The sequence below is a fragment of the Martelella mangrovi genome (genome assembly GCF_040545495.1).
GTDB classification, from domain to species: Bacteria; Pseudomonadota; Alphaproteobacteria; order Rhizobiales; family Rhizobiaceae; genus Martelella; species Martelella mangrovi.
On the sequence record NZ_JBEPLY010000007.1, the window covers coordinates 68860 to 94361 of the forward strand.

Genomic DNA, 25502 nt, shown 5'->3' on the forward strand with positions numbered 1-25502 from the left:
ATGAAGACCTCAATCGCCACCGTCTGCATTGCCGGCGATCTGCCTGAAAAGCTGGCGGCCATTGCAGCCGCCGGTTTCGATGGCATCGAGATTTTCGAGCAGGATTTCATCGCCTTCGATGCCTCGCCGCGCGAGGTCGGGCGCATGGTGCGCGATCACGGGCTGGAGATCACGCTGTTCCAGCCGTTCCGCGATTTCGAGGGGCTGCCGGAGCCGCTGCGGGCGCGGGCCTTCGACCGCATGGAGCGCAAGTTCGATCTGATGCAGGAACTGGGCACCGATCTGGTGCTGGTCTGCTCGTCGACCCACCCGGAAGCGCTCGGCGGGATCGACCGCATGGCGAATGACTTCGCAGCACTCGGCGAACGGGCGGCAAAGCGGAACTTGCGCGTCGGTTTCGAGGCGCTGGCATGGGGCAAGCATGTCTGGGACCATCGCGATGCCTGGGAGGTCGTGCGTCGCGCCGATCATCCGAATATCGGGCTCATTCTCGACAGTTTTCACACGCTCGGCCGCGGCATCGATCCCGATACCATCCGCCGCATTCCCGGCGACCGCATCTTTTTCGTTCAGCTTGCCGATGCGCCGATCATCGAGATGGACCTGCTCTACTGGTCCCGCCACTTCCGCAATATGCCGGGCGAGGGCGATCTCGATGTCGTGTCCTTCATGCGCGCGGTTGCGGCGACGGGATATGCCGGGCCGCTGAGTCTGGAAGTCTTCAACGACCAGTTCCGTGGCGGCAGTCCCGGTGCGATTGCGCGCGACGGACACCGTTCGCTCGTCTACCTCATGGATCAGGTTCGCCGTCAGGAGCCGGACAACGCCTTCAACCTGCCCGACATGCCGCCGCGGATTTCGACGCGCGGCGTTTCCTTCGTGGAATTTGCCGCCGACGAGACGGAAGCCGCGGAACTGGCCGGCATTCTGTCGGCGCTCGGTTTCCGGCGGGCAGGGCGGCACATCTCCAAACAGGTGGAACTCTGGCAGCAGGGCGACATCCGTGTGGTCATCAATACCGAACGTGAAGGTTTTGCCCACAGCGCGCATATCGTGCACGGCCTCAATATCTGCGATATCGGGCTGCAGGTGGAAAGCGCCGCCGATACCGTCACGCGGGCCGAGGCGCTCGGCATCACGCCGTTCCATCAGCCGGTGGGAACCGGAGAACTGGACATTCCGGCGATTCGCGGCGTCGGCGCCGGGCTGATGCATTTCATCGATGACAGCAGCGGCCTTGCCGGGGTCTGGGACAAGGAGTTCCGCCCGGTCTCCGACGATACGCCGACGCGTGACGCGGGGCTGAAGCGGATCGACCATATTGCCCAGACGATGAATTACGAAGAAATGCTGACATGGTCGCTGTTCTACCTGTCGCTGTTCGAGACCGAAAAAACGCCGACCGTCGACGTCGTCGATCCCGGCGGTCTGGTCCGCAGCCAGGCCATTCAGTCGCCCGATGGCGCGCTGCGCGTGACCCTGAACGGCGCCGAAACCCACAGGACCTTTGCCGGCCGGTTCGTGGCCGACAGTTTCGGTTCGTCGGTGCAGCATGTCGCCTTCGAGACCGATGACATCTTTGCGACGGCCGAGGCGCTTGCGGCAAACGGTTTTGCATTCCTGCCGATGCCGGACAATTACTACGACGACCTCGTGGCGCGGCTGGCGGTGGAGCCGGAGACGGTCGAGCGTCTCAAACGCCACAATATCCTTTACGACGAAGACAAGAACGGCGCCTATTTCCAGCTTTACAGCCGGCCGTTTGGCGATGGCATTTTCTTCGAGATCGTTCAGCGGCAGGGTGCGTATTCGGGGTATGGCGCGGTCAACGCGCCGTTCCGCACCGCAGCCCAGCGCAGGCTGATGCGGCCTGCATCGGTGCCACGGCAATGACGGGGGCACGGATGATGACACCTGAAGTGGACTGTATCCAGACGGTAAAGGCCCGGCTTGGCGAAACGCCGCTGTGGTGCGAGCAGACCCGGCGGCTTGTGTGGATCGACATCGAAGATCCGCAGTTCTGGCAGCTCGATCCGTCGACCGGCGAGGCGTTTTCGCGCGCCCAGCCCTGCACTTATCTGGGCAGTCAGGCGCTCACCCGCTCCGGCAAGCACCTTGTCGCCCGCGATCTGGATCTGGTGCTGCTCGATCCGCAGACGGGGGCATCCGAACCCTTTGCCCGCGTGCCGGACGAAAACTTTCCCGCCACGCGGCTGAATGACGGCCGCGTCGACCGCAACGGCCGACTCTGGATCGGCACCATGGATAACGGGCTGAAAGATGGCCTGGGAAGCCTTTACCGTGTCGACCCGGATGGTTCGTTTACCGCCTTTTATGACGACGTCATCGTTTCGAACGGCATCGCCTTCGATCCCGACGGGCGGCATATGTATTTCACCGATACGCGGCGGCATCTGACCTGGAAGATCACGCTGGATGATGCCGGTGAACGGCCGGTCTCGCGCACGGTGTTTGCCGATTATACGGCCGGTGGCGAACGCCCGGACGGTGCATGCGTGGATGCCGACGGCTGCCTCTGGCAGGCGTTCTTCGCTGGCGGCGCTGTCGTGCGCTACACGCCCGATGGTCGCATCGACCGCAGGATTTCCCTGCCGGTGACCAACCCGACTTGCCTGTGTTTTGGCGGTCCGGATTACAAGACGCTGTTCGTGACCACGGCGTTCAAGTTTCTAAGCGAAGAGCAGCTTGCCAGGGAACCGCTTGCAGGCAGCGTTTTTGCGATAACCGGTGCCGGTCAGGGGCTGGCCGAGCAGCGATTTTGTTTCTAGGGATATTCAGGAGGAAGAAAAAAATGACAATCCATACAAGAATGCGACGATTGGCTCTGATGGCTGCCGTCACGGTTGCCATGGCGGCCGGTGCACAGGCGCAGGACAAGATCGATCTGCTTTATTCCGATGTCACATCGGCCGATGTGCCGCGCTCGCAGGCGATGACCGGCATTTTTGCAGACGACATCAGCGATGACTTCAACCTGAAAGCCCACTTCAATGGCACGCTGGTCAAGCAGGGCGCGGAACTGGTTGCCGTCCAGCGCGGCAATCTGGATCTGGCCATCCTGCCGCCGTCGGATTTTGCCGAGCAGGCCCCGGCATTCGATATTCTCGGCGCGGCCTATGTCGTGCGCGATGCCGATCACCTGATGCGGATTTTCAACAGCGAGATCGGCGATACGTTCCGCGAACTCGCGCGCGATAAAATGGGCATCGAGATCCTGGCGCCCGCCTATTACGGCCGCCGGCAGGTCAATGTCGTCGGTGACGAGAAGATCATGACGCCGGAGGATATGTCGGGCATCAAGCTGCGCATGCCTGGCGGTGAAAGCTGGCAGTTCCTCGGCAAGGCGATCGGCGCCAATCCGGTTCCGATTCCCTATCCGGAGGTTTACACCGCCCTGCAGACGGGCGTGATCGACGGGCAGGACAATCCGCTTCCCAACGACAAGGCGATGAAATTCTACGAGGTGACGGACCAGATCGTTCTGACCAGCCACAATGTCGGCTTCGGCATGCTGATCATGAGCGCGAAGAAGTTCGACAGCCTGAGCGAGGAACAGCAGCAGACCCTGCGCGATGCCGCGACCAAGGCCTTTACCTGGTCGAATGCGCAATATCTGGAGCAGGAAGACGAACTGGTGTCGTTCTTTAAGGATCAGGGACTCGACGTCTATACGCCCGATGTCGATGCGTTCCGTACCTACGCGCAGAAGCAGTATCTCGATTCGGACATGTCGAAGGACTGGCCGGAAGGCATGCTGGAAAAGATCAACAATCTTTGAGGAATAAGGCCCGCGGGCCTGAAAAATCATGGGAGCGTGCGATAATCGCGCGACAATGAGGACATCCTGCGGCGGGAAACCCGCAGGGTGCAAACTGGAGGAGAGAGAAATGATCAATCGTAGAAACCTGTTGGGCGCTGTTGCGTCCGTTGGACTGGCTCTTGGACTTGTCACGCCTGCGCTGGCGCAGGAGGATAAGCCGCAGCTTCGCTTCTCGGCGGTGTTTTCCGAGCAGGATATCCGTGCGGATATGATGAAGCGGCTTCAGGAAAACGTGGCTGATATTGCCGATCTGGAGCTTTACTATGGTGGCAATCTGTTCAAGCAGACCACCGAGATTATCGCCATCCAGCGCGGCAATCTGGAAATGGGCAACGTCTCGCCGCAGGATATCGCGACGCAGGTGCCGGCCTTTTCCATCCTGACATCGGCCTATCTGTTCCGCGATGCCGCGCATCTGAATGAATTCTTCAAGAGCGATGCCGGTGCCGAGATGAAGGCCTTGGCCGAAGATCAGCTTGGCATTCACATTCTCGGGCCGACCTATTTCGGCACGCGTCAGGTCGGTTTGCGGATCGACAAGGAGATCAACACGCCGGAAGACATGGCTGGCGTGAAGCTCAGGATGCCCGGCGGCGATGCCTGGCAGTTCCTTGGCCGCGCACTTGGCGCCAACCCGACGCCGATGGCCTATGCCGAGGTCTATACCGGTCTCCAGACCGGGGCGATCGATGGCCAGGACAATCCGCTGCCCAACGTCGAGAACATGAAGTTCTACGAAGTCATGGACCAGATTGTCATGACCTCGCATCTGGTGGGATACGATCTTCTGGTGATTTCGCAGGAGGTCTGGGATTCCTTCACCGATGAGCAGCGGCAGGCATTCGAGGCGGCCGCGGACGAGGCGATCGCCTGGAGCACCGAGCAGCATCTGGCGCGTGAGGGCGAACTGGCTTCATTCTTCGAAGAACAGGGCCTCAACATCTACACGCCCGATGTCGATGCGTTCCGCACCTATGCGCAGCAGATGTATCTCGATTCCGATCTGTCGAAAGACTGGCCGGAAGGCATGCTCGATCGCATCAACGCGCTCTGAACTTATCCAGTAACCGTCAGTGATCGTACCCGGAAACGGGTACGATCCGTTTGAGGCAGAATATCTTGCAACAACTAACGCAAATAGGTGCATGGCTGCACAGAAGGGCCGAGAATATCGCTGCGTTGATGCTGGCGATCATGTTTATCGCCTTCATTGTTCAGGTAGCGTTCCGCTATCTCCTGAACCTGCCGATCGGCGGCGCGTCCGAACTGACAATCCTGATGTGGCTATGGCTCGTGCTTTGGGGCGCGGCCTTCGTTCTGCGTGAAGCCGACGAGATCCGCTTCGACTTCGTGCTGGCGCTTGCCGGCCACCGTGTCCGGCGCGTCATGTCGGTGCTGGCGGCCGTGGCGCTCTTGTTTCTCTACGGCTATTCACTGCCGGCCGTATGGGACTATGTGACCTTCATGAAGGTCCAGGATACCTCTTATCTCGATATTCCCTATGACTATGTCTATTCGATCTACATCATCTTCGCCGTCGCAACGCTCATACGTTATGCGTGGCTGCTATGGAGCGCGCTGACGGACCGGTATGTCGAGCATGCCGAGCTCGGGGGGCATGAAGAATGATGGATCCCTTCACAATCTGCATCATCTCGATCCTCCTTCTGGCGCTTCTGGGGCTGCCGGTCGGTCACGCGATGATCGCATCGTCCATCCTTTATCTGATGCTGGCCGGTCTCGACATGGGCACGGCCGCCGAGCAGATCCTCAACGGCCTGTTTTCCAGCTACATCCTGCTGGCCGTGCCGTTGTTCATCCTTGCCGCCGAACTGATGAATTCCGGCAGCATGACGCTGCGGCTTCTGGCCTTCTGTAACGCCTTCGTCGGCCGTTTCCGCGGCGGGCTGGCGCTGGTGAATGTGGCGCAAAGCATCATTTTCGCCGGCATGTCGGGTTCCGCGCTTGCCGATGCGGCGGGCACCGGCAAGATGATGCAGAAGATGATGACAGCGGACGGCAAATATCCGCCGGCGTTTGCGGCTGCGCTGACGGCCTCCACCGCAGTGATCGGGCCGATCATTCCGCCATCGATCCCGATGGTCATCTATGCGCTGGTTTCGGATGCCTCCATCGGCTACCTGTTCCTTGCCGGCATGATTCCGGGACTTTTGATGGGAATTGTGCAGGCCACCATCGTTCTGACGAGCGCGCGTCGCCGGTCGTTTCCGGTGGAAGAGCCGGTGCCGATGCGCAAGATGCCGGGCATCGTGGTCAAGGCCTTCCCGGTGCTGATGATGCCGGTGGTGCTTCTGGGCGGCATTTATGGCGGCGCCACAACGCCGACCGAGGCGGCCGCGATTGCCGCGCTCTATGCCCTTCTCGTTTCCGCATTGCTTTACAACAGCGTCAGCGCAAGCGCGGTCTATCATTCACTGCTGTCGAGCGCGCGGACCACCGCCTCCATCGGTATGCTGATCGCAGGCGCCTTGGTCTTCAATTATGTGGTGACGATCGAGAATGTGCCGACAACGCTGAGCAACTGGCTTTCGGGTTTTAATCTCTCGCCGATCATGTTCCTGCTGATCGTCAACGTCATCCTGCTGGCGCTGGGCTGCCTGCTTGAAGGCACGACCGTTCTGCTGGTGATCGTGCCGGTGTTCATTCCGACAGCCAACGCGCTCGGCATCGATCTGGTGCATTTCGGCGTCGTCTGCGTGGTCAACATCATGCTGGGGCTGATTACGCCGCCCTATGGGCTGCTGCTTTTCGTGATGTCGAACATATCGGGCAAGTCACTGCATGCCATCATCCGCGAAATCCTGCCGTTCCTGCTGGCGCTCATCGCCGCGCTGCTGGTGATCACGCTGTTTCCGGATCTCTCGCTCTGGCTGCCGCGCCAGTTCGGCTACAAGGGGTAAAACCGCATGACCAAACCCGTTTATGTCCTGAACGGACCCAACCTCAACCGGCTCGGCCTGCGCGAGCCGGAAGTCTACGGCCATACGACCCTGGCCGAAGTCGAAGCCATGTGCATGGAAGCCGCAGGGGAGGAGGGGCTGGTGTTTCGCCAGACCAATTCCGAGCAGGAGATGATCGAGTGGATCCACGAGGCCATCGATGCCTCCTCGGCGCTGCTGATCAACCCCGCCGCCTTCACCTTCTATTCGATGGCGATGATGGATGCGCTGAAGATGTATCCCGGCCCGCTGATCGAGTTCCATATCTCCAATGTCCACAAACGCGAACCGATGTACCACAACTCGCTGGTCTCGCCCGTGGCAACGGCGGTAATGGCCGGCTGCGGCGCCCGCGGCTATCCCCACGCCGTGCGCCTGCTGCGCGAAATGGCGGCGGAGGCGACACAAGGGGCGTGATGTTTCAGTCAGGCGGCGGGGTGACGCCGACGCTTTGGCAATGAGCGCCCGGCCTTATGCCAGACGCTGATATTCGATCATCCGCGCGCGGCTCAGAACCAGTTCCAGTCGGTCTTCCGTCAGCCTGTGCAGCAATATCCGCTTGGTCCAGGGACCATCCACGAGACTGAACAGAAAACGACCCCGGCCCAGCGATGTGAGCGGCATGCGCCGTTTTACCGGGCCGGTGCCGATAATCACGTCGGTGCCGTCTATCACGATCATTGCCCCTTCCGGGGAAAGCCATCGGCCCTGAAGGCCGGCGGGAACGGGCTCGGGATCGGCGGGCAGAAAACGGTGTTCGGCATGGCCGATTTCGCCGGTGATCGCGTTTCCGTCCCATCGCAGCCGGGCCGGTGATGTCGGCGAGTGCGATGCCGCGGTCCCGTCATCGTCCGCATAAAGTGTGTCTGAATTGTTCAGATAGGTCAGAGACGATCCCTTGACCTCAATCCACCATGGACCGTTTGCAGTCACGTAAAGCCCATCCGGCAGGCGCGTTGCAGGCTCCGGCAGGTTTTCGCCCGTGAGCGCCGCCATGACATCCATTGCCATCGCGTAGGCATCGACATCTTCGCGGTTTGCGACAATAACAGCGCCGGTCATGCTTTCGCGGTCGATGAGAAAATGGCTCTTGTAGCCCGGATGCGAGCCGCCATGGCCGAACAATGTTCTGTTGCCGAGCTGGACGCGGCGTATGCCGAGGCCGTAATCCGTCGGGCGTCCATCGGCGAGATAACGCCGGGCGGCAAGACGCTCCAGAATGCCGGCATATTCGCCTCTTTCTGTCATCAGTGCCTGCACCCATGCGGCAAGCGCGGCGGCGCTGCCGGTCATGCTGCCGGATGCGGAAATATGCAGACCCGCCGCCGAAAGCCGCCAATGTTCGCCGTCGCGCCAGTATCCGGGAGCCAGATCGCGGACCGGCTCGCTCCACATATCCGGCGCATCGAAGGTGACGCCGAGCGTTTCACCCTGTCTGCGGATGTAGTCGCGGAAGAATATATTCCTACACTCCAGTGCGGTTTCCACCAGCCGGTAGCCGGTGTTGGAATAAAAAATTTCCGTGCCGGCCGGAAAATTCAGCCGGGTCATGCGGGTCAGAAATTCAAACAGGGGGCGGGCGGCGGTTTCGGTGAAAACCGAAAGGCCGAGCAGGGTCAGGCATTCGCGCACATCCGGCAGGCCGCCGGTCATATCGAGTGCCTGCCCCACGGTTACCTCCGCCAGAGGCGGTTGCAGTTCGGGAAGGTGACGCCCGAGCGGATCATCGAGGCCGATGATATCGTTATGCGCCGTGACCAGTGAGGCAAAGGCGTGTTTGGTGATGGAGGCGTAGCGGACGACAGTGTCTGCGGTAAACGGCTTCAGCGTCGAAAGATTTTCCACGCCGCTGGCGACAGCGATACGTGGACCGCCCGCATCGAAGACGACAATGGCGCCACCCGGCTCCGTTTCCCGCCATGCACCAACGCGCGCTGCCGCCACCTTCTCCGCATCACCCCAGTTCAGTTCTGTCATATCCCATTTCCTGTGTGTCTGCGGGCACGGCGTAAAGCTGCTGACCTGTCAGACGTTGGTGTTCGCCAGACATTTGACGTGAACCCTGAACGGAAAGCCGGTTTCTGAAAACGGCCTGCACATATCCTGATTAGCAGCCGCGCCGGCGGCTGACCAATTCCATGTTTTCCAGAAACTATTCCTGAAGCGCATCGGCCGGCGGCGCGGTTGGCGAAGGGGAAGATCATCTATTCTTATGATGACTGGAATCTGCGCGCATTGTCATTGGACAGAACCACGGCCTGGCCGGAAACTCGATAATCGTTGCAAACAAAATAACGTTCAGGGGAATGAAATGCAGAATTCCGAGCCGGTGTGGGATTATGTCGATGAACACAGCGCGGATCTGATCGGTCTTGCCGACCGGGTCTGGGGCATGCCGGAAACGCTTTATGCGGAATACCGCTCCTGCGCCGAACATACGGCGATGCTGCGCGAAAAAGGTTTTGCCGTGACGGAGGAGGTCGCTGGCATTCCGACCGCCGTGATGGGCGAAGCGGGTGAGGGCGGTCCGGTGATCGCCATTCTCGGCGAATATGATGCGCTCCCGGGCCTGAGCCAGGAAGCCAATATCGCCGAGCCGAAACCCATCGAAGCCAATGGTCCCGGCCATGGCTGCGGCCATAACCTTCTGGGCAGCGCCGCGCTTCTGGCAGCCTGTGCGCTGAAGGACTGGCTGGCGGCAACCGGCACGCCGGGCCGCGTGCGCTATTACGGCTGCCCGGCAGAGGAAGGCGGTGCAGCCAAGGCCTTCATGGTGCGCGACGGCGCGTTTGACGATGTCGATGCCGCGATCACCTGGCACCCCGCCGCCATGACCGGCGTTGCCAAGGCGCAAAGCCTTGCCAATACCCGCATGGATTTCGAATTTACCGGCCGCTCCAGCCACGCCGCCGCCGCGCCGCATCTGGGCCGTTCCGCTCTTGACGCCGCCGAGCTGATGAACGTCGGCGTGCAATATCTGCGCGAGCATGTCCCGCAGGAAAGCCGCATCCATTATGCCTATCTGAATGCCGGAGGCACCGCGCCGAACGTGGTTCAGGGCAAGGCGAAGACCCGCTATGCCATTCGCTCGACCACGCTTTCGGGCATGTTCGACCTCAATGCGCGGGTCGAGAAGATCGCCCGCGGTGCTGCGATGATGACCGAGACGAGCGTCGATATCTCGATCATGTCCGCCGTTTCCAACATGCTGGGCAACAAGCCGCTCGACGAGGCGATGCAGAAGGCGTTCGAGGCGCTCGGCGGCATCGCCTTCGACGAGGCGGACCGAAAATTTGCCGCCGAAATCCAGAAGACACTGACGCCGGCCGATATCGCCGCGTCCTATCGCTCCGTCGGGCTTGAACCACGCGAAGGCGAGCCGCTTTGCGATTACGTTCTGCCGCTCGAGCTTGAAGGCGAGAAGATGATGGGCTCGACCGATGTTGCCGACGTTTCCTGGGCCGTGCCCACGGTTCAGGCGCATGCGGCGACCCACGCCATCGGCACGCCGGGGCACAGCTGGCAGATCGTCGCGCAGGGCAAGGCGCCGGCCGCCCACAAGGCCATGACCTATGTCAGCAAGGTGATGGCGGCAACCGGCCGCATGCTGATGGAAGATGAAACGCTCATGGCGCGGGTGAAGAAGGCACATGCCGAAAATCTCGCCCGCGAGCCTTATGTCTGCCCGATTCCGGCAGATGTGAAACCGCCGCTTCAGCCGCGGCCTGCCGCCGCTGCCGAATGACAGTCACACCCGGCCTTTCGAGGGTCGGGGTGCGGAGAATATCCGGACCGACAAAAGGGCAAAAAGCCACGGTCCGGCAAACTGAAAACGGGAACAGTAAGGATATCAGCCAAATGAACGGAATTCCGCGACTTCTCACAGCCGCTTTCCTCGCCGGCGGCAGCGCTCTGCCGGCACTGGCGGCAACGCCCGACGACGCGCTCGTCATGGCATGGAATATCGACGCCATTTCGACATTCGACCCGGCACAGGTCGGCGAGGTCGTCACCAATGAATTGCTGCAGAACACATGCGATGCTCTGGTCAGTTTCAAACCGGAAGCCGAAGCCGAGGTCATTCCGGCGCTGGCCGAAAGCTGGACGGTTTCCGAGGACGGCAAGACCATCACCTTCAACCTGCATCAGGATGCCGTCTTTCCCTCCGGTAACCCGGTAACGGCGGAGGACTTCGTCTGGTCGCTGAAACGGGCGATTTCGCTTGGCTACGGCAATGCGGCGGCACTGACGGATTACGGGTTTTCCGTCGACAACATGGATGAGCGCATCACCGCGCCGGACGATTATACGCTGGTGCTCAAATTCGGCGATGTCTATCCGTCTTCGCTGCTGATGCAGGCCATTGCCGCCAATCGCGTATCGATCGCGCTCGACAAAGAGCTGATCATGCAGAACGAGCAGGATGGCGATTTCGGCAACGCCTATCTGAAGGACAAGACCGCCTGCGCCGGTCCCTATCATCTGGCCAGCTGGAATCAGGGGCAGGGCGTGCTTCTGGAAGCCAATGACAACTATTATGGCGAAAAGCCGGGTCTGTCGCGCGTGATGATCCGCCATGTTGCCGAAACCGGGACGCAGCGCCTGATGGTCGAAAAAGGCGATGTCGATATCGCCCGCGACCTGACGCCGGAAGACCTGCGCGAACTGGAGGCGATGGACGGCATCCATGTCACCTCGGCGCTGAAGCCGCAGTTGATCTTCTGGACCTTCAACACCGCCGACGAGATTTTCAGCCATCAGAAGGTGCGGCTGGCGATGAAATATCTCATCGACTATGACGCGCTCGGCGATACGGTGATGCAGTATCTCGGCAAGCCGTGGAACAGTTTCGCCCAGTCCGGCGCGTTCGGCGCCCTGCCGGAAGACGAGGCCCGCCCGTTCCACCTCGATCTGGACAAGGCGAAGGAGCTCATCACCGAAGCCGGATATCCAGATGGTTTCGAGGCGACGATCCTTGTCGGTTCGCTGCCGTGGTCGGCGCCGCTTGGCCAGCATGTTCAGCAGAACGCCGCCCAGATCGGCGTCGAACTCAATATCGAGCAGATGGCCAATGCGCAGTTCTTTGCACGGGTGCGTGGCCGCGAATACCAGTCCGGGATCAAGGCCTGGCAGACCGGTGTTCCCGATGCCCACGGCAATGCCTCGCGTCTGGTCATGAACCCGGACAATTCCTTTGAGGCGCAGCTGACGCAGTATCCGGCATGGCGCGCCTCCTATCAGGACCCGGAATATAACGCGATCGTGGAAGCGGCCGCCGTCGAGACGGACCCGGAAAAGCGCAAGGCCATGTATGCCGATCTCCAGAAGCGCTGGATGGAAACCGGCGAGATGGCGATCATGTTCCAGACCTATTTCGTGGCCGCTGCGCGCGACACGCTGAAGAACTGGACCTGGAACGGTTTCCAAGTCTACTACGACATGGCGAGTAAATAATGGCTGACGCCGGAACGCTTGATAAAAGCGCGTCCGCAGGCGCGCGCGGCAGGTCCCTTCGCCTGCCGCGCATCTTCGGCGGCGCAAAATTTCTTCTGTCGTTTGCGGCAACGCTGATCGGCCTTGCCGCCCTGACCTTCATCATCGGGCGGTTGCTGCCGATCGATCCGGTTCTGGCGATCCTTGGCGACAATGCCACGCAGGAAGCCTATGATGCGCTTTACCAGAAACTGGGTCTCGATCAGCCTCTTCTTGTGCAGTTTGCGCATTATCTCTGGGACGTTGCCCGGTTCGACTTCGGCAATTCGCTGATTTCGGGGCGGCCGGTTTCAGACGAGATTGCCCGGGTTTTTCCGGCCACCATGGAACTGGCGACGCTGGCAATGCTGATCGGTACGGTGATCGGCGTTCCGCTGGGCGTGATTGCCGCCGTCTATCGCAATTCGATCGTCGATCATGTCGCGCGTATTCTTTCGCTGCTCGGCTATTCGGCACCCAATTTCTGGCTGGGGCTGATGGGTCTGGTCCTGCTCTACGCCCAGCTTGGCTGGGTCAACGGGCCGGGACGGATCGATTTTACCTGGGAATTCGAGCTTCATCAGGTCACCGGTTTCTTTCTGGTCGACGCTGCGCTCCAGCACAACTGGGGGCTTTTCAAGAACGTGTTCGGCCACATCATCCTGCCGGCCTCGATCCTGGCGCTGAGCGCGCTCGCCTATATCAGCCGGATGACGCGCTCGTTCATGATCGACCAGCTCGAGCAGGAATATGTCATCAGCGCCCGCGCCAAGGGGCTCGGCCTGTGGCGGATCGTGTGGACCCATGTGTTTCGCAATGTTGCCGTGCAGGTCATCACCGTTATCGCGCTCTCCTATGCCTATCTGCTGGAAGGGGCGGTGCTGACGGAAACGGTGTTCGCCTGGCCCGGTTTCGGCCGTTTCATGACCAATTCGCTGCTGTCCGGTGACATGAATGCCGTGGTCGGCTGCACGCTGGTCATCGGCGTCATTTTCGTCCTCCTCAACCTGGTCTGCGATCTTCTCTATCGCGTCATCGACCCCAGAACCCGCTGAGAAGGAGAAGGATATGAGTGACACCACCCATCCGGCGAAAACACCATCCTTCCGCGACTGGCTGACGGCCGAAAACCCGGTTTCTCCGGCGCAAGCCCGCGCCCAGCAGGTGTGGCTCGGCTGGCGCAAACTGCGCCGCAACGGCTCCGCCCTTCTTGGTTTCGCCCTGCTGGCGATCATCGTTTTCGCCGCCGTTTTCGCGCCGCTTCTCGCCACGCAGGACATTTTCACCCAGGACCTTGCAAACCGCCTGCAGGGGCCGTCGCTTCAGCACTGGTTCGGCACGGACGAACTCGGGCGCGATATCTATTCGCGGCTTCTGTTCGGCGCTCGCATCACCCTTTATATTGCTTGCCTTACGGCGGTGATCGCAGCCCCCGTCGGCCTGATCGTCGGCACGGTTTCCGGCTATTTCGGCGGCTGGGTCGATATCGTGCTGATGCGGATCACCGAAATATTCCTCGCCTTTCCGTCGCTGGTGCTGGCGCTCGCCTTCGTCGCAGCCCTCGGGCCGGGGATCAACAATGCCATCATCGCCATTTCGCTGGCGTCCTGGCCGCCGATTGCCCGTCTGGCGCGGGCCGAAACCATGGTTATCCGCCGGTCGGACTATATTTCCGCCGTCCGGCTGCAGGGCGCATCCAACACAAGGCTGATCGTCAGCCATGTCATGCCGATGTGCATTCCCTCGGTCATCGCCCGGATCACCCTCAACATGGCCTCGATCATCCTGTCGGCGGCGGGGCTCGGCTTTCTCGGTCTCGGCGCGCAGCCGCCATCGCCGGAATGGGGCGCGATGCTGTCGGCGGCCCGGCAGTTCATCCTGACAAGCCCGCATGTCGCGGCCTTTCCCGGTATCGCCATTCTGGTGACCTCGATCGCGTTCAATCTCGTCGGTGACGGTCTGCGCGATGTCCTCGACCCAAGGCATGAATAGGAGCGCGGCATGACTGATGATCCGATCCTGAGCATCCGCAAGCTCAACATCCACTTCCACGGCGAAAACCGCACCACTCATGCCGTCCGCAACGTCTCCTTCGACCTCGGCGTCGAAAAGCTCGGCATTGTCGGGGAAAGCGGCTCCGGCAAGAGCCAGACCGGCCGCTCGATCATGCGGCTGTCGCCGCCCACGGCCAAGGTGACGGCCGACCGGATGGTGTTCAACGGCGAAAATATACTCGACCTGTCGGAACGGCGCATGCGGCGTATCCGCGGGCGCGAAATCGCGATGATCCTGCAGGATCCGAAATATTCGCTCAATCCGCTGATGACGGTGGGAAAACAGATTTCGGAAGCCTACCGCGTCCATCACCGGGCAAGCCGCACCGAGGCCCGCCGCCGCGCGCTTGAAATGCTCGAAAGCGTTCATATCCGCGATCCGGAGCGGGTTTTCGACCTGCTGCCGCACGAAGTTTCCGGCGGCATGGGCCAGCGCATCATGATCGCGATGATGCTGATCCCCGAGCCGAAACTGATCATCGCCGACGAACCGACCTCGGCGCTGGATGTTACCGTGCGCCGGCAGGTTCTGTCGGTGCTGCAGGAGCTTGTGGAGCGCGCCGGCGCCAGCCTGATCTTCATCTCCCACGACCTCAATCTTGTGGCGGATTTCTGCGACCGGGTTCTGGTCATGTATGGCGGGCGGGTGATGGAAGACCTTGCCGCCCGCGATCTCGGCCGGGCGCAACATCCCTATACGCGCGGTTTGCTGGACAGCCTGCCGCGGCTCGACAGTCCGCGCGCCGAACTGGCCGTGCCCGTGCGTGACCCCGCCTGGCTGGACGACACCGAAGTGGAGCTGGCATGATGGCGGAAAACATTCTCGAAACGCTCGGCCTGACGGTCCGCTTCGGTTACGACGCAGCGACCATTACCGTGGCCGACGACATTTCCTTCGAAATCCCGCGCGGCAGCGCCTTTGGCCTGATCGGGGAGTCAGGTTGCGGAAAATCGACCGTGCTGCGTGCGATTTCCGGCCTCAACAGCGATTATGAAGGCTCGATCCTGCTGAACGGCAAGGAGTTGCAGAACAAGCGCAGCGGCGACTTTTTCCGCCGGGTTCAGATGGTGTTCCAGGACCCCTATGCCTCTCTGCATCCGCGCAAGATGGTGCAGAGCGTGTTGGCGGAGCCGATCAAAATCATGAAGCTCGGCAAGTCGCAGCAATGGATCGATGAGGTCCTGCAGTCCGTCGGGCTCAATTCCAGCTTCCGGTTCCGCTATCCGCACGAATTATCCGGCGGGCAGCGCCAGCGCGTGGCGATTGCGCGCGCGCTGATCTGCGAGCCGGAGCTGCTGCTGCTGGATGAGCCGACGTCTGCGCTCGATGTCTCCGTGCAGGCGGAAATCCTCAACCTTTTGAACCGACTGCGCCGCGAGCGCGGACTGAGCTACCTGATGGTCAGCCACGACATCGCCGTCATCGCTCACATGTGCGACCGCATCGCGATGATGCAGGGCGGCCGCATTCTCGAACAACTGACGCCCGATCAGCTTCGCGCGGGCAATGTCCGCGAGACCTATACCCGCAACTTTCTTGCCGCCTCGGCGCCGGCCGTCGCGCGCAGCTGAACCCCGGAAAAACGCATGGAAACCATTCTTGAACAGATTGCCGCCCGCGCGGCAGGCGGCGTCGCCGTCACCACCGAAAACCGTATCGCCGCGCGCAATGCCATAGCCGATACGCTGGCCTGCATGGTTGCCGGGCAGGGCGACATGGCCGTTCTTGCCGCCCGCAGCGCATTGCTGAGGGCCGGACATGACGGGGCTTCAACGCTGGTCGGCGGCGGTTCTGCAGATCCGGCGCAGGCCGCGATGATCAACGGTATCGCCGCACATGCGCTCGATTTCGACGACAATTTCGGGCCGGGCATGAGCCATGCCTCGGCTGTGCTCGTTCCCGCGCTTCTGGCGCTGGGCGAATTACTGAATGTTTCGGGTGCCGTCCTCATCGACACCTATCTGACAGGCCTCGAGGCACAGGCGCTGGTCGGCTCCGGCGTGCGCCCCGAACATTATGCGGCGGGTTGGCACGCCACATCGACCGTTGGCGCGATCGGCACGGCGGCGGGATGTGCCGCCCTGCTGGGGCTCGATCATGCCGGCGTGGTGCAGGCCATGTCGCTTGCCGTCAGTTCGGCGGCCGGCATGAAAGGCCAGTTCGGAACGCCGGCCAAGCCGTTTCACGCCGGCATGGCCGCGCGCAATGCCGTGGAGGCCGCACTTCTGGCGCGCAGCGGCCTTTACGGTCGCGCCGACATTCTCGAACGCGCGCAGGGGTTCGGTGCGCTGATGGGCGGCGGTGCAGCGGCCGCGTGGACAATGCCGGAAGCTACGACGCCCCATGTGATCGAAACCGACGGGCTGATGCCGAAAATTCATCCCTGCTGCGGTTCGACCCACAATTCGGTCGACATGATTGTCGCCCTGCGCGGCGAGCACGGCTTTGCCGCAGACGACGTGGACGGCATTACGCTCACCGTCGGCCGCGCCAATTTCCGCAATCTCGCCTATCCCGAACCGTTGACGGCGATGGAAGGGCGGTTTTCGATGCAGTATTGCGTGGCGCTGGCGCTGTTCGAGGACGAATTATCGCTTGCCGACTTTACCGATGCCGCCGTCATGCGGCCGCATCTGCGCGCGCTTTTTTCGAAGATCACGATGGACATCATGCCGCCGGAACAGGAGCAGGGCAGCACACGGCCGCCGCATCAGGCGCGGGTGCAGCTGAAGGATGGCCGGGTGCTGACAGCCTCGCTTGCGCATGCGCGCGGCACGCTGATGGACCCGCTTTCCGAAGATGCGCGCCGGTTCAAGCTCCGCGACTGTTTCGCCGCCGCCGGGCTGCCGTTCGACGCCGCCATGCAGGCAACGCTTGACGATATCGACGGGCTTGGCTCGCTGAAACCGCTGGCAAAGCTCGTCGCCCGGAAACCGGGGCGCTCCGAAGCCGCATGATGCTTTCGTGTCGGAAACAGGCGATGTCCTGCTCAGGCGTAGGACTGGGCATAACGCTGCGGGAAGGGCGTCACCACGGAACGCGCCTCTTCCTGCGTCGCCTGCCAGACCTTTTCGGCAAGAGGCCGGTGTTTCGCAGACGTTTTCCGGTAGAGGGAAATATCGGCGAAGATCGTCCAGTTGTCCTTTCCGGCAACCACCAGACGTCCTTCCTCGAGATCGCGATGCGCAAGGCTTTCCGGGATCCAGGCAACGCCCGTGCCCACCAGCGCCAGCGAGTGCAAACCGACGCTCATGGCATTGACCGCGACGACATTGAGCGGCAGGGGATGTTCGCGCAGGACCGGGGCGAGAACCTGACCGAAGAAACTCTGCGTTCCGTAGCTCAGATAGCGGATAATGCCGTCGGTTTCGAGCGAATGCAGCGGTTTCCCGTCGGAATCAGGCGCGCTGACCGGCAGAATGCGTTCACGCCCGAGCGTGATCGACTCCAGTTCGGAGGCCTCAAAGCCCATGCTGACCGAAGGGTGAACATAGGTCAGCAGAAAGTCGCTTTCATCATTGCGAAACTGGCGCACGGTTTCGCTGTAGGCGGTATTGGCCGGGCAGGGATATTCCTCAAACGAACCGATGCGCGTTTCCACCGCCTTGTGCCAGATCGGAATACAGGTCACACGCAGCGTATGCATGGCGAGGACGCGAATCTTTTCATCCCGGTCGAGGCCGGAACTGCGAATTCCAGCCCGCAGCCCGTTGATCTGCCGCACCAGTTCACGCGCCTGCGGCAGCATGATCCGGCCTTCCGCGGTCAGCGAAACCGGATAGCTCGACCGGTCGACCAGCGCCGCGCCGACCCAGTGTTCCAGCATCCTGATCCGCTTCGACAGGGTCGATTGCGTGACATGGCGCAGCTCGGCGGCGCGCGAAAAATTGCTGACTTCGCTCAGGCAGACAAAATCTTCCAGAAGTCTCAGTTCCATGACCGGCATCCAGGACGGTTGAATATCGGCTTTCGATCAGACTGCCGAAGACCGCGCGAGTCAAGTTTTTGATCAATTTTACGTCAACTTTTTGCGTTGCATTTTTTTTGCGCAATCTTTCGAGGCGTTCGCCGGCGAATGCCGCCGCAAAGTCCTTGTCTCACCTCCAACGACAGGTGCCCGAATGCCTGTATTCCAGCAGAAATGCCCTTTGCAGGGCAAAGGAACCGTAAACCCATGACAGAAATCGAAACCATTCTCGCGTCGCAACAATTCAAGGCCGCTGCAGCCGTGCTGAAGGCGGATCATGACCGTTTCGTCGACGACATCATAACGCTGACGGAAATCCCTTCGCCGCCCTTTGGCGAGGAGAAGCGTGCTTTAGCTTACGAGGCGATGTTCAATGCGCTTGGGCTGGAAGATGTCGGCCGCGACGGGATCGGCAATGTCACCGGCCTCAGGCGCGGGCGCGGCAATGGCGGACTGACGGTCGTGGCCGCACATCTCGATACGGTTTTCCCGGAAGGCACCGATTGCACCGTGCGGCGCGAGGGCACGAAACTGTTTGCGCCGGGCGTCGGCGACGACACGCGCGGGCTGGCCGTGCTGCTTGCCTTCATCCGTGCGCTCGATGCCGCAAACATCGAAACGGAAAGCGATCTTCTGTTCGTCGGCGATGTCGGCGAGGAAGGCAAGGGCGACCTGCGCGGTGTCCGCCACCTGTTTACGGAAAACGCCTATCGCGACCGGATCACCGCGTTTTTCACCATGGACGGCATCAGCCTCGATCGTCTTGTGACCGGCGCTGTCGGCTCCCGCCGCTATCATATCAGCTTCACCGGGCCAGGCGGCCATTCGCTGGCGGCGTTCGGCACGGTCAATCCGGCTCATGCGCTGGCGCATGTGGTGACTGGCCTGTCACAGACGGAGGTTCCCGAAAATCCGCGCACCACCTATTGCGCTTCGGTTCTCGGCGGAGGAACCTCGATCAACGCCATTCCCAACGCAGTCTGGCTTGAAGTCGACCTGCGCTCCGAAGACGCCGGCGCGCTGGAAGACCTTGATGCGACCCTGCACTGGCTGATCGCAGAAGCCGTCGCAGCGGAAAACCAACGCGGCAATACCGAGTCGGGCGTCATCGCGGCAAAAGCCGAGCTGATCGGCAACCGCCCCGCCGGGCGTACGGCTGAAGACAGCCGGATCGTGACGGCGACAACGGCCGCTCTTCAGGCCTTCGGCTTCAAGGCGGAACCGGAATTCAGCTCGACCGATGCCAATATCGCCATGAGCCTCGGCATTCCCGCCGTCTGCGTGGGTACCGGCGGCGATGGCGGCCGGGCACATTCCCTCGAAGAATGGATCGACGTCGAGCCGGAAAACTCGGTCCGGGGCCTGACGGCCGGGCTGGCGGCAATCCTTGGCACGGCAGGGCTGTGGAATAGCTGAAACCGCTGCCCCTATCAGCAATCCGGCGGCAGGGTGGTTCCCGCCGCCGGATTTTATCGTTTTTCTGGGGGGCCAAAAAGGTCAGCCCGCTGCAGCCACCAGCACAGCCTTGAGAAAACGGCCGAATTCATGCTTGGAAATCGCGCGTCCCTTTCTGTCGGTATCGACGCGGTGAATGATGACCATGTCCAGCGCCGGCACCACCATGCAATAATGCCCGCCGGCACCCTGAGCAGCGTAAGAGCCTGTAGGCGTGCGGACACCGGGGGCGAAAACGCCGTCGCGCTCGAGCCACCAGCAATAACCGTAAGCGCCTCTTGCGCCGGCGTGGGAATAGGGCATGACGTTTTCCTCGGCCCAGCCATCGGGCAGAACCATTTTCCCCGACCATGACCCGTTCTGAAGGAAAAGCTGGCCGAACCGCGCAAGGTCGCGACTGGAAAGGCGGAACGGATAGGCCCCGTGGCGCGAGACCTCGAACGCCTCCGTCCACGCGTCCGGCCTGTCGCCATCGAGCGAAAAGTCCTCCATGCCCAGCGGCGCTGCGATGCGCTGCGCAAAGGCTTCGGCAACGCTGAGGCCGGTCTGCTGGACGAAGATGGAGCCGAGGGCATTGAAGTCCCAGTTGTTGTAGCACCAGAACGTGCCGGGCGCGTGGGAATGGCGCTTTTCTTTGATCATCTTCATCCATTCGGTTTCATAGCCGGCCGGATGGTAAATGCCCGAACGCGCTGTCAGGAGGTCATAGACCGTGGCGTTGCGCTCAACCGGGCTCAGGGGATCGAGATCGTCGATGCCGAGCCGTTCCAGCGTTGCCGACAGGTCGATACGTCCGGCTTCGACATCCTCTCCGATCAGTGCCGCAAGAAAGCTCTTGCGCATTGAATGGCACAGATATTTGTGTTCGATATCGCCATGGGTGAAGGCGATCCGGCCGCCCTGGGCGATCAGCACGCAATCGGTGTTCTGGCCGCCGATGACGGCTTCGAGCGCTGCGACGGCCTTCACATTCCATCCCGCCGTTGCCGGCGTTTCATAACGGTCCCAATGCGCTGCGGGATTGGCATTGATGCTGCCCACCTTGTCTACCTTTCTGAATTGTTTCATGGAGTTCCCGGCGCCTGAACGCCGGGAAAGAGAGGGAAGCACTTATTTCGTGGCCTTGCCGTAGTAGATACGGAAGCCGTTCCACGTCCAGTCATGCAGCGTTTCGCGCTTGGCCGCGCTATTCATGGTCTGCATGACATAGGCCATCGGCCCCTGCTGCATGATGTCTTCCTGAAGCGCGTGATACATCTCTGCGCGCTTTTGCGGGTCTTTCTCGAAAAGGGCGGCCTGAACGCGGGCGTTCATCTCCTCGTCGAAGTAGCCGGAGCGCCATGCCGGATACTGGGTCAGCTTGGCATCAAAACTGTTGTCGGGGTTGTAGACGAAACGCGATGCCATGCCGTTGGCATCGGGAACATTGGTCTTGAAACCGAGCAGGGCAGCCTGAAAGTCCCGGCCACGGTTTCGGGAATAGAGCTGGGCATTGGACATGCGCTCGATATTGAAGGTGATGCCGGCCTGGCTGGCGGCCTGCTGAATCTGCTGGGCAATCGGCGTGCCATAGGGATGCGAGCCGACGAGAAGCGTGACCTCGAAACCATCGGGATAACCGGCTTCGGCCAGAAGTGCCTTCGCCTTGTCGATATCGAGCGAAAAGGGCTCGCCCGCCGCTTCGTCGAGAGCGCCGAAGGAGCCGAGCGGCACAAATGATGCGCGGGCGACGCCAACGCCGTCAATGACGGTTTTCGACAGGCCCTGATAGTCGATCAGGTAGCGCATGGCCAGACGCACCTTCGGATCGTCAAACGGCTCTTCCTGGGTGTTCATGCCCATATAGAACATCGAGGGGATCAGCGTGCGGACAACTTCGACACCGTCGGCGTCCGGCAGTTCGGCAAGATCCTCGGGCGCCAGATTGCGGGCGATGTCGATATCGCCCTTTTCCAGCAGCAGGCGCTGCGTGCCGGTTTCGACAACATGGCGGATCATGACGCGGCTGAGATTGGGCTTCGGTCCGTTGTAGTTTTCGTTTGCTTCCAGAATAACGGCCTCGCCCGGGTTCCACCGCGCCAGATGATAGGGGCCGACGCAGGCCGTCCTGTCCTGAAGATAGGCATTGCCGAGGTCGCCATCCTTCTCGTTGGCCTCGACTTCGGCGCGGTTGAGCATGACGGAAACGCGGTTGGCCGCGACGGAGGCAAGAACCAGATTGAGCGGGTAGGGCTTGTCGAGCTTCATCACGATCGTGCTCTCGTCCGGCGCGGTGATGAGATCGTCAATCGTTTCCTTGGTGAAACCGTATTCCGTCAGGGATGCGGAGTTTCCGAAACCGAGATTGACGACGCGTTTCATCGACCACAGCAGGTCATCGGCCGTTCCGGGCGTTCCGTCGGGAAAGACGATATCGTCCTTCAGGTGAAAGGTGATCTGCAGGCCATCGTCGGAAACATCCCAGCTTTCGGCAAGTGCGGGAACGAAGCTGGCCTCGTCTTCGGGGTCGTAGTTCACCAGCGCGTCACAGGTGTTCATCACGATCTCATCGGTGACGACTTCCGCGATCTGGGCCGGATCGAAGCTTGAAATAGCATCGATGTTGTAGGCCATGACCAGTGCATCCTGCGGGGTTGCCGCCAGCGCCGGCGTCATCGCGGCGGGCAGGGTCAGGGCCGTCAGGCATAAAAGGGATGTTTTCATGAACTTCATGGAGCGCTCCTTTGGAAGCATGATTGCGGGTCAGGTGATGAGATGTTTTTGAAGAAAGGCGGAAACGGCGGAGAAAACCTGTATCCGGTTGGCCGTACGGGAAAATCCGTGGCCTTCGTGGTCGATGCGTAGATATTCCACCGGCCGGTCGTGTCCCTTGAGCGCGGAATAGACCTGTTCGCTCTGTTCGATCGGAACGCGCGGATCGCAGTTTGCGTGGACCAGCAAAAGAGGCGCGTTGATCCGCTCAATCCGCGTCATCGGAGAGATATCGGCCAGCAGGGCGGCATCCTCGACCGGGTCGCCATATTCCGCCGCGCGCAGCTGCATCCGCCACGGACCGGTGGTCATCATCAAGGTGGTGAAATTGGAGATGCCGTAAAAATCGATCCCGCAGCGCCAGGCCTGCGGCGCTTCGGTCATGGCGGCCAGCACCATGAAGCCGCCATAGCTCTGGCCCATGACGCCGATGCGCGACGCATCCACATCCGGGCGGGCGGCAATGGCATCGCGCAGCGCCAGAAGATCGCGCACGCTGTCCATACGCTTTTCGCGGTCGTCCATCTGGTGGTAGCGGCGGCCATAGCCGGTGGAACCGCGCACATTCGGCGCTATCACCATGATCCCCTGTTTCAGATAATATTGCAGGTCCGCCCGGAACTGTGCCTTCCACTGGTTTTCCGGGCCGCCATGGACCATGAACAAAATCGGCCATCCGCTGGCCGGCGGCGTCTGGTCCGGCGTGTAGAGGAAATAGGGGACTGACAACCCATCGAAACTGGCAAGGCGTTCGACAACCGGTTCTGTAAAATCATACTCGCCGGGTGCGCCGTACGGTTCGGCTATCCGGGTAAACTGCCCGTTTTCCAGCGCCAGACGCCAGTTATCCGACGGGAAGGCGGGGCCTGCCAGCGAAAACAGGAGCGCCGTATCATTTTCGGTGAATTTCAGGCCCCCGATCTGTCCCATGCCGGGCGCGCCGAAGTGGCGTATTGAACCATCTGCGAGAGCGACGACCTCGATGCTGTCAATGCCCTCATGGTTGACGGTGCAGGCCAATTTCGTCTTGTCAGAAGAAAGTGCGGCAACATCGACATCAACGCCGTCCGGCGCGAAAATGGGAGATAATGCCGCCGTCCGGAAATCGGCGATGCAGGGGCGGAGAAAGTCATTGTCCTGATCCGTCAGGATCACCGCCCTTTGTGCGTCCTCATCGAGGAATTTGACATAGAGATAGCGGGCGCGACCTGCATGCGGCAGGGCAGGTGTCACGGAAAGGTTTGCAAGATCGACCCAGACCAGATCCTGATCGCTCATCGACCGGCGGGAATCGTTGACGAGCAGGCGTTTGCCGTCCGGGTTGAAGGCAACCGGTTCCGCATAGCCGTGGTTTTCCATGACGATGCGGCTTTTGCCGGTGGCGATATCCATGACGTGGATATCCATTTTCGCCGCGTCCCGCCCGTTGCAGCCATAGGCAATCGAGGCGCCATCGGGCGACCAGCAGCCCCATGCGTGGACGCGGCCCGGCGCATGGGTCAATGGAATGGGCTCTCCTTCGGCATTTTTCAGCAGAAACAGCCGAAAGCGTTCGTCCATGCCGCAATCGGTCACGAAAAGCAGGTCCCGGCCCTTGGGCGAAAATGCCATCGAGACGACCCGCTCGTCCAGGTCGGTCGCCCGCCGCGCCGGTCCGGTAGGGCGCCCGTTTTCGACCGGCATCAGCCAGATTTGGGCAATGCCGGTTTCATTGGAGAGAAAGGCGATCAGCGACCCGTCGGTGGAAACGGCCGGGGCGGATTTTTCCGATATCGATACGAGGGCTGATATTGAGGGAGATGTCATGATCGGTCTCTGCTTCCAGCGAACATCGCAAGGGGATGGTGGAAATTAGAAACCGTATCGGATGTGAATTCCAACGATCAGTCGGAATGGTTTAAGTCATTTCGGGCATAGACTGCCGATTTGGTGGAAACGCTTCTCGATATCGTGCAATTGCCGAAACTGTTCAAATACCGCTATCCGCATGAGCTTTCCGGCGGGCAGAAACAGCGTGTCTGTATTGCCCGGGCGGTGGCGCTCAATCCGAAACTGCTGGTGCTCGACGAGCCGACATCGGCGCTCGATGTTTCGGTGCAGGCACAGGTGCTCGCATTCCTGCGGTCGCTGCGCGACGAACTGGACCTGACCTATGTCTTCATCTCCCATGACCTCGCCGTTATCCGGCAGGTCTGCAACAGGACGCTTGTGATGCAGCGGGGCAGGGTTGTCGAGCAGGGGGAAACAGAGAAGCTGTTTTTGAACCCCGATCACGACTATACCCGCGCGCTCATCGAAAGCGGACGGCGGACATCGCCTGCGGCCCTGCAAGGCAGAATGTGAGGCACGTCCGGCGTCTTCGGTATTGACGGCGTCCGCGTTTCGGTGACGGGGCGGGGCCGCGATGAAGGATGCGCGGGCCCCGGCTTTCTTGCGGTTGCGCGGCTATTGCTGCTTCTTCAGCGCATCGCGGATTTCGAGGAGGACATCCAGCTCGCTTGGTCCGGGCGGCGGGGCTTCTGCCGCCTTGATCTCTTCCTGCTTCTTGGCCTTGCGTTCAGCGGCTGCACGCACCCGGTTGATGGTCTTGACCAGCATAAAGACCACGAAGGCGATGATCATGAAATTGATGACGGAGGTGATGAACGCGCCATAGGCGAAAATCGCCGCGCTTGAATCGCGCGCGTCGGCAAGGCTCGCGCCGGCAGGCACCGTGCCTTCCATCACGAAATACATGTCCGAAAAATCGATGCCGCCGACGATCAGGCCGATGATCGGGTCGATGATATCGGCGACCAGCGAACGGACGATGGCGGTGAATGCCGCGCCCACGATGATGCCGACGGCCATGTCCACGACATTGCCCCTGGCGATGAAATCCCTGAATTCCTTCAGCATGGTCCCTCTGTCTCTCCTGCTGGCGCGATGTTTCAACGCAATTGCTGACGGGATGACGTTAGGCGAATGCGACCATGGGTTCCAGACGCTACGGTGCAAAAAC

The 25502-nt window shown here is 61.1% G+C and carries 22 protein-coding genes; 16 read left to right on the top strand and 6 right to left on the bottom strand.

Annotated elements, in window-relative coordinates:
* The 7 genes from ABID12_RS11695 to ABID12_RS11725 all read left to right on the top strand — a co-directional run bounded on the left by ABID12_RS11695 (position 1) and on the right by ABID12_RS11725 (position 7218).
* Positions 1–1893, top strand: a complete 1893-nt coding sequence (locus tag ABID12_RS11695; RefSeq protein ID WP_354434344.1) for a bifunctional sugar phosphate isomerase/epimerase/4-hydroxyphenylpyruvate dioxygenase family protein — start codon at positions 1–3, stop codon at positions 1891–1893.
* Between the two features lie 11 nt (positions 1894–1904).
* A complete protein-coding gene (locus ABID12_RS11700) occupies positions 1905–2789 on the top strand; it encodes an SMP-30/gluconolactonase/LRE family protein (RefSeq protein WP_354434345.1) in 885 nt (294 codons plus the stop codon).
* A gap of 23 nt (positions 2790–2812) precedes the next feature.
* Positions 2813–3799 carry a sialic acid TRAP transporter substrate-binding protein SiaP gene (locus ABID12_RS11705; protein ID WP_354434346.1) on the top strand — a complete coding sequence of 329 codons (987 nt, stop codon included), beginning with the start codon at positions 2813–2815 and terminating at the stop codon, positions 3797–3799.
* 109 nt (positions 3800–3908) lie between these two features.
* Positions 3909–4895 carry a TRAP transporter substrate-binding protein DctP gene (gene dctP / locus ABID12_RS11710; protein WP_354434347.1) on the top strand — a complete coding sequence of 329 codons (987 nt, stop codon included), beginning with the start codon at positions 3909–3911 and terminating at the stop codon, positions 4893–4895.
* A 65-nt stretch (positions 4896–4960) separates the two neighbouring features.
* Positions 4961–5470, top strand: coding sequence for a TRAP transporter small permease (locus tag ABID12_RS11715; protein ID WP_354434348.1), 510 nt, complete (start codon positions 4961–4963; stop codon positions 5468–5470).
* Positions 5470–6762 carry a TRAP transporter large permease gene (locus tag ABID12_RS11720; RefSeq protein WP_354434436.1) on the top strand — a complete coding sequence of 431 codons (1293 nt, stop codon included), beginning with the start codon at positions 5470–5472 and terminating at the stop codon, positions 6760–6762. The genes ABID12_RS11715 and ABID12_RS11720 overlap by 1 nt, the downstream gene beginning before the upstream one ends.
* A gap of 6 nt (positions 6763–6768) precedes the next feature.
* Positions 6769–7218 carry a type II 3-dehydroquinate dehydratase gene (locus ABID12_RS11725; RefSeq protein WP_354434349.1) on the top strand — a complete coding sequence of 150 codons (450 nt, stop codon included), beginning with the start codon at positions 6769–6771 and terminating at the stop codon, positions 7216–7218.
* 54 nt (positions 7219–7272) lie between these two features.
* Here the strand turns inward: ABID12_RS11725 and ABID12_RS11730 are convergent, their stop codons facing one another.
* Positions 7273–8778 (bottom strand): serine hydrolase domain-containing protein, encoded by a 1506-nt coding sequence (locus tag ABID12_RS11730; RefSeq protein WP_354434350.1) that lies wholly within the window; start codon positions 8776–8778, stop codon positions 7273–7275.
* A 334-nt stretch (positions 8779–9112) separates the two neighbouring features.
* Here ABID12_RS11730 and ABID12_RS11735 point away from each other — a divergent pair, with 334 nt between their 5' ends.
* The 7 genes from ABID12_RS11735 (at position 9113) to ABID12_RS11765 (ending at position 17285) form a co-directional block, all read left to right on the top strand.
* A complete protein-coding gene (locus tag ABID12_RS11735; RefSeq protein WP_354434351.1) occupies positions 9113–10546 on the top strand; it encodes a M20 family metallopeptidase in 1434 nt (477 codons plus the stop codon).
* A gap of 113 nt (positions 10547–10659) precedes the next feature.
* Positions 10660–12255, top strand: coding sequence for an ABC transporter substrate-binding protein (locus ABID12_RS11740; protein ID WP_354434352.1), 1596 nt, complete (start codon positions 10660–10662; stop codon positions 12253–12255).
* Positions 12255–13328 carry an ABC transporter permease gene (locus ABID12_RS11745; protein WP_354434353.1) on the top strand — a complete coding sequence of 358 codons (1074 nt, stop codon included), beginning with the start codon at positions 12255–12257 and terminating at the stop codon, positions 13326–13328. The genes ABID12_RS11740 and ABID12_RS11745 overlap by 1 nt, the downstream gene beginning before the upstream one ends.
* Before the next feature lie 13 nt (positions 13329–13341).
* Entirely contained in the window at positions 13342–14265 is a 924-nt protein-coding gene (locus ABID12_RS11750; RefSeq protein ID WP_354434354.1) for an ABC transporter permease, read from the top strand.
* A 9-nt stretch (positions 14266–14274) separates the two neighbouring features.
* Positions 14275–15135, top strand: coding sequence for an ABC transporter ATP-binding protein (locus ABID12_RS11755; protein WP_354434355.1), 861 nt, complete (start codon positions 14275–14277; stop codon positions 15133–15135).
* A complete protein-coding gene (locus ABID12_RS11760) occupies positions 15135–15899 on the top strand; it encodes an ABC transporter ATP-binding protein (RefSeq protein WP_354434356.1) in 765 nt (254 codons plus the stop codon). Before ABID12_RS11755 ends, ABID12_RS11760 begins: the two co-directional genes overlap by 1 nt.
* Before the next feature lie 15 nt (positions 15900–15914).
* Positions 15915–17285 (top strand): MmgE/PrpD family protein, encoded by a 1371-nt coding sequence (locus ABID12_RS11765; protein ID WP_354434357.1) that lies wholly within the window; start codon positions 15915–15917, stop codon positions 17283–17285.
* A gap of 32 nt (positions 17286–17317) precedes the next feature.
* On the opposite strand, the gene ABID12_RS11770 is transcribed toward ABID12_RS11765, so the two are convergent.
* The gene (locus ABID12_RS11770; RefSeq protein ID WP_106310587.1) at positions 17318–18265 is read right to left on the bottom strand and encodes a LysR family transcriptional regulator; all 948 of its coding nucleotides are present in this window, start codon (positions 18263–18265) and stop codon (positions 17318–17320) included.
* Between the two features lie 237 nt (positions 18266–18502).
* On the opposite strand from ABID12_RS11770, the gene ABID12_RS11775 reads away from it, so the two are divergent.
* A complete protein-coding gene (locus ABID12_RS11775; RefSeq protein WP_354434358.1) occupies positions 18503–19711 on the top strand; it encodes a M20/M25/M40 family metallo-hydrolase in 1209 nt (402 codons plus the stop codon).
* Positions 19712–19792: 81 nt separating this feature from the next.
* Here ABID12_RS11775 and ABID12_RS11780 read toward each other — a convergent pair whose 3' ends face one another.
* The 3 genes from ABID12_RS11780 to ABID12_RS11790 are packed head-to-tail and all read right to left on the bottom strand — an operon-like array spanning position 19793 to position 24307.
* On the bottom strand, positions 19793–20818 hold the full coding sequence (locus ABID12_RS11780; protein WP_354434359.1) for a serine hydrolase domain-containing protein: 1026 nt from the start codon (positions 20816–20818) through the stop codon (positions 19793–19795).
* A 42-nt stretch (positions 20819–20860) separates the two neighbouring features.
* Positions 20861–22462, bottom strand: a complete 1602-nt coding sequence (locus ABID12_RS11785; RefSeq protein WP_354434360.1) for an ABC transporter substrate-binding protein — start codon at positions 22460–22462, stop codon at positions 20861–20863.
* 30 nt (positions 22463–22492) lie between these two features.
* Positions 22493–24307: a S9 family peptidase gene (locus ABID12_RS11790; RefSeq protein WP_354434361.1), complete on the bottom strand. Its 1815-nt coding sequence runs from the start codon at positions 24305–24307 to the stop codon at positions 22493–22495.
* A 123-nt stretch (positions 24308–24430) separates the two neighbouring features.
* Here ABID12_RS11790 and ABID12_RS11795 point away from each other — a divergent pair, with 123 nt between their 5' ends.
* Complete coding sequence (locus tag ABID12_RS11795; protein ID WP_354434437.1) at positions 24431–24844, top strand: ATP-binding cassette domain-containing protein; 414 nt, start codon at positions 24431–24433, stop codon at positions 24842–24844.
* Between the two features lie 102 nt (positions 24845–24946).
* Here the strand turns inward: ABID12_RS11795 and mscL are convergent, their stop codons facing one another.
* A complete protein-coding gene (gene mscL / locus ABID12_RS11800; RefSeq protein WP_354434362.1) occupies positions 24947–25399 on the bottom strand; it encodes a large conductance mechanosensitive channel protein MscL in 453 nt (150 codons plus the stop codon).
* Positions 25400–25502 lie beyond the last annotated feature (103 nt).

Excerpts from the sequence above, each read along its gene's own strand:
- ABID12_RS11695 (WP_354434344.1), top strand. The coding sequence starts at position 1 with ATGAAGACCTCAATCGCCACCGTCTGCATTGCCGGCGATCTGCCTGAA.
- ABID12_RS11700 (WP_354434345.1), top strand. The coding sequence starts at position 1,905 with ATGATGACACCTGAAGTGGACTGTATCCAGACGGTAAAGGCCCGGCTT.
- ABID12_RS11705 (WP_354434346.1), top strand. The coding sequence starts at position 2,813 with ATGACAATCCATACAAGAATGCGACGATTGGCTCTGATGGCTGCCGTC.
- dctP (WP_354434347.1), top strand. The coding sequence starts at position 3,909 with ATGATCAATCGTAGAAACCTGTTGGGCGCTGTTGCGTCCGTTGGACTG.
- ABID12_RS11720 (WP_354434436.1), top strand. The coding sequence starts at position 5,470 with ATGGATCCCTTCACAATCTGCATCATCTCGATCCTCCTTCTGGCGCTT.
- ABID12_RS11725 (WP_354434349.1), top strand. The coding sequence starts at position 6,769 with ATGACCAAACCCGTTTATGTCCTGAACGGACCCAACCTCAACCGGCTC.
- ABID12_RS11730 (WP_354434350.1), bottom strand. The coding sequence starts at position 8,778 with ATGACAGAACTGAACTGGGGTGATGCGGAGAAGGTGGCGGCAGCGCGC.
- ABID12_RS11735 (WP_354434351.1), top strand. The coding sequence starts at position 9,113 with ATGCAGAATTCCGAGCCGGTGTGGGATTATGTCGATGAACACAGCGCG.
- ABID12_RS11740 (WP_354434352.1), top strand. The coding sequence starts at position 10,660 with ATGAACGGAATTCCGCGACTTCTCACAGCCGCTTTCCTCGCCGGCGGC.
- ABID12_RS11745 (WP_354434353.1), top strand. The coding sequence starts at position 12,255 with ATGGCTGACGCCGGAACGCTTGATAAAAGCGCGTCCGCAGGCGCGCGC.
- ABID12_RS11750 (WP_354434354.1), top strand. The coding sequence starts at position 13,342 with ATGAGTGACACCACCCATCCGGCGAAAACACCATCCTTCCGCGACTGG.
- ABID12_RS11755 (WP_354434355.1), top strand. The coding sequence starts at position 14,275 with ATGACTGATGATCCGATCCTGAGCATCCGCAAGCTCAACATCCACTTC.
- ABID12_RS11760 (WP_354434356.1), top strand. The coding sequence starts at position 15,135 with ATGGCGGAAAACATTCTCGAAACGCTCGGCCTGACGGTCCGCTTCGGT.
- ABID12_RS11765 (WP_354434357.1), top strand. The coding sequence starts at position 15,915 with ATGGAAACCATTCTTGAACAGATTGCCGCCCGCGCGGCAGGCGGCGTC.
- ABID12_RS11770 (WP_106310587.1), bottom strand. The coding sequence starts at position 18,265 with ATGGAACTGAGACTTCTGGAAGATTTTGTCTGCCTGAGCGAAGTCAGC.
- ABID12_RS11775 (WP_354434358.1), top strand. The coding sequence starts at position 18,503 with ATGACAGAAATCGAAACCATTCTCGCGTCGCAACAATTCAAGGCCGCT.
- ABID12_RS11780 (WP_354434359.1), bottom strand. The coding sequence starts at position 20,818 with ATGAAACAATTCAGAAAGGTAGACAAGGTGGGCAGCATCAATGCCAAT.
- ABID12_RS11785 (WP_354434360.1), bottom strand. The coding sequence starts at position 22,462 with ATGAAGTTCATGAAAACATCCCTTTTATGCCTGACGGCCCTGACCCTG.
- ABID12_RS11790 (WP_354434361.1), bottom strand. The coding sequence starts at position 24,307 with ATGACATCTCCCTCAATATCAGCCCTCGTATCGATATCGGAAAAATCC.
- mscL (WP_354434362.1), bottom strand. The coding sequence starts at position 25,399 with ATGCTGAAGGAATTCAGGGATTTCATCGCCAGGGGCAATGTCGTGGAC.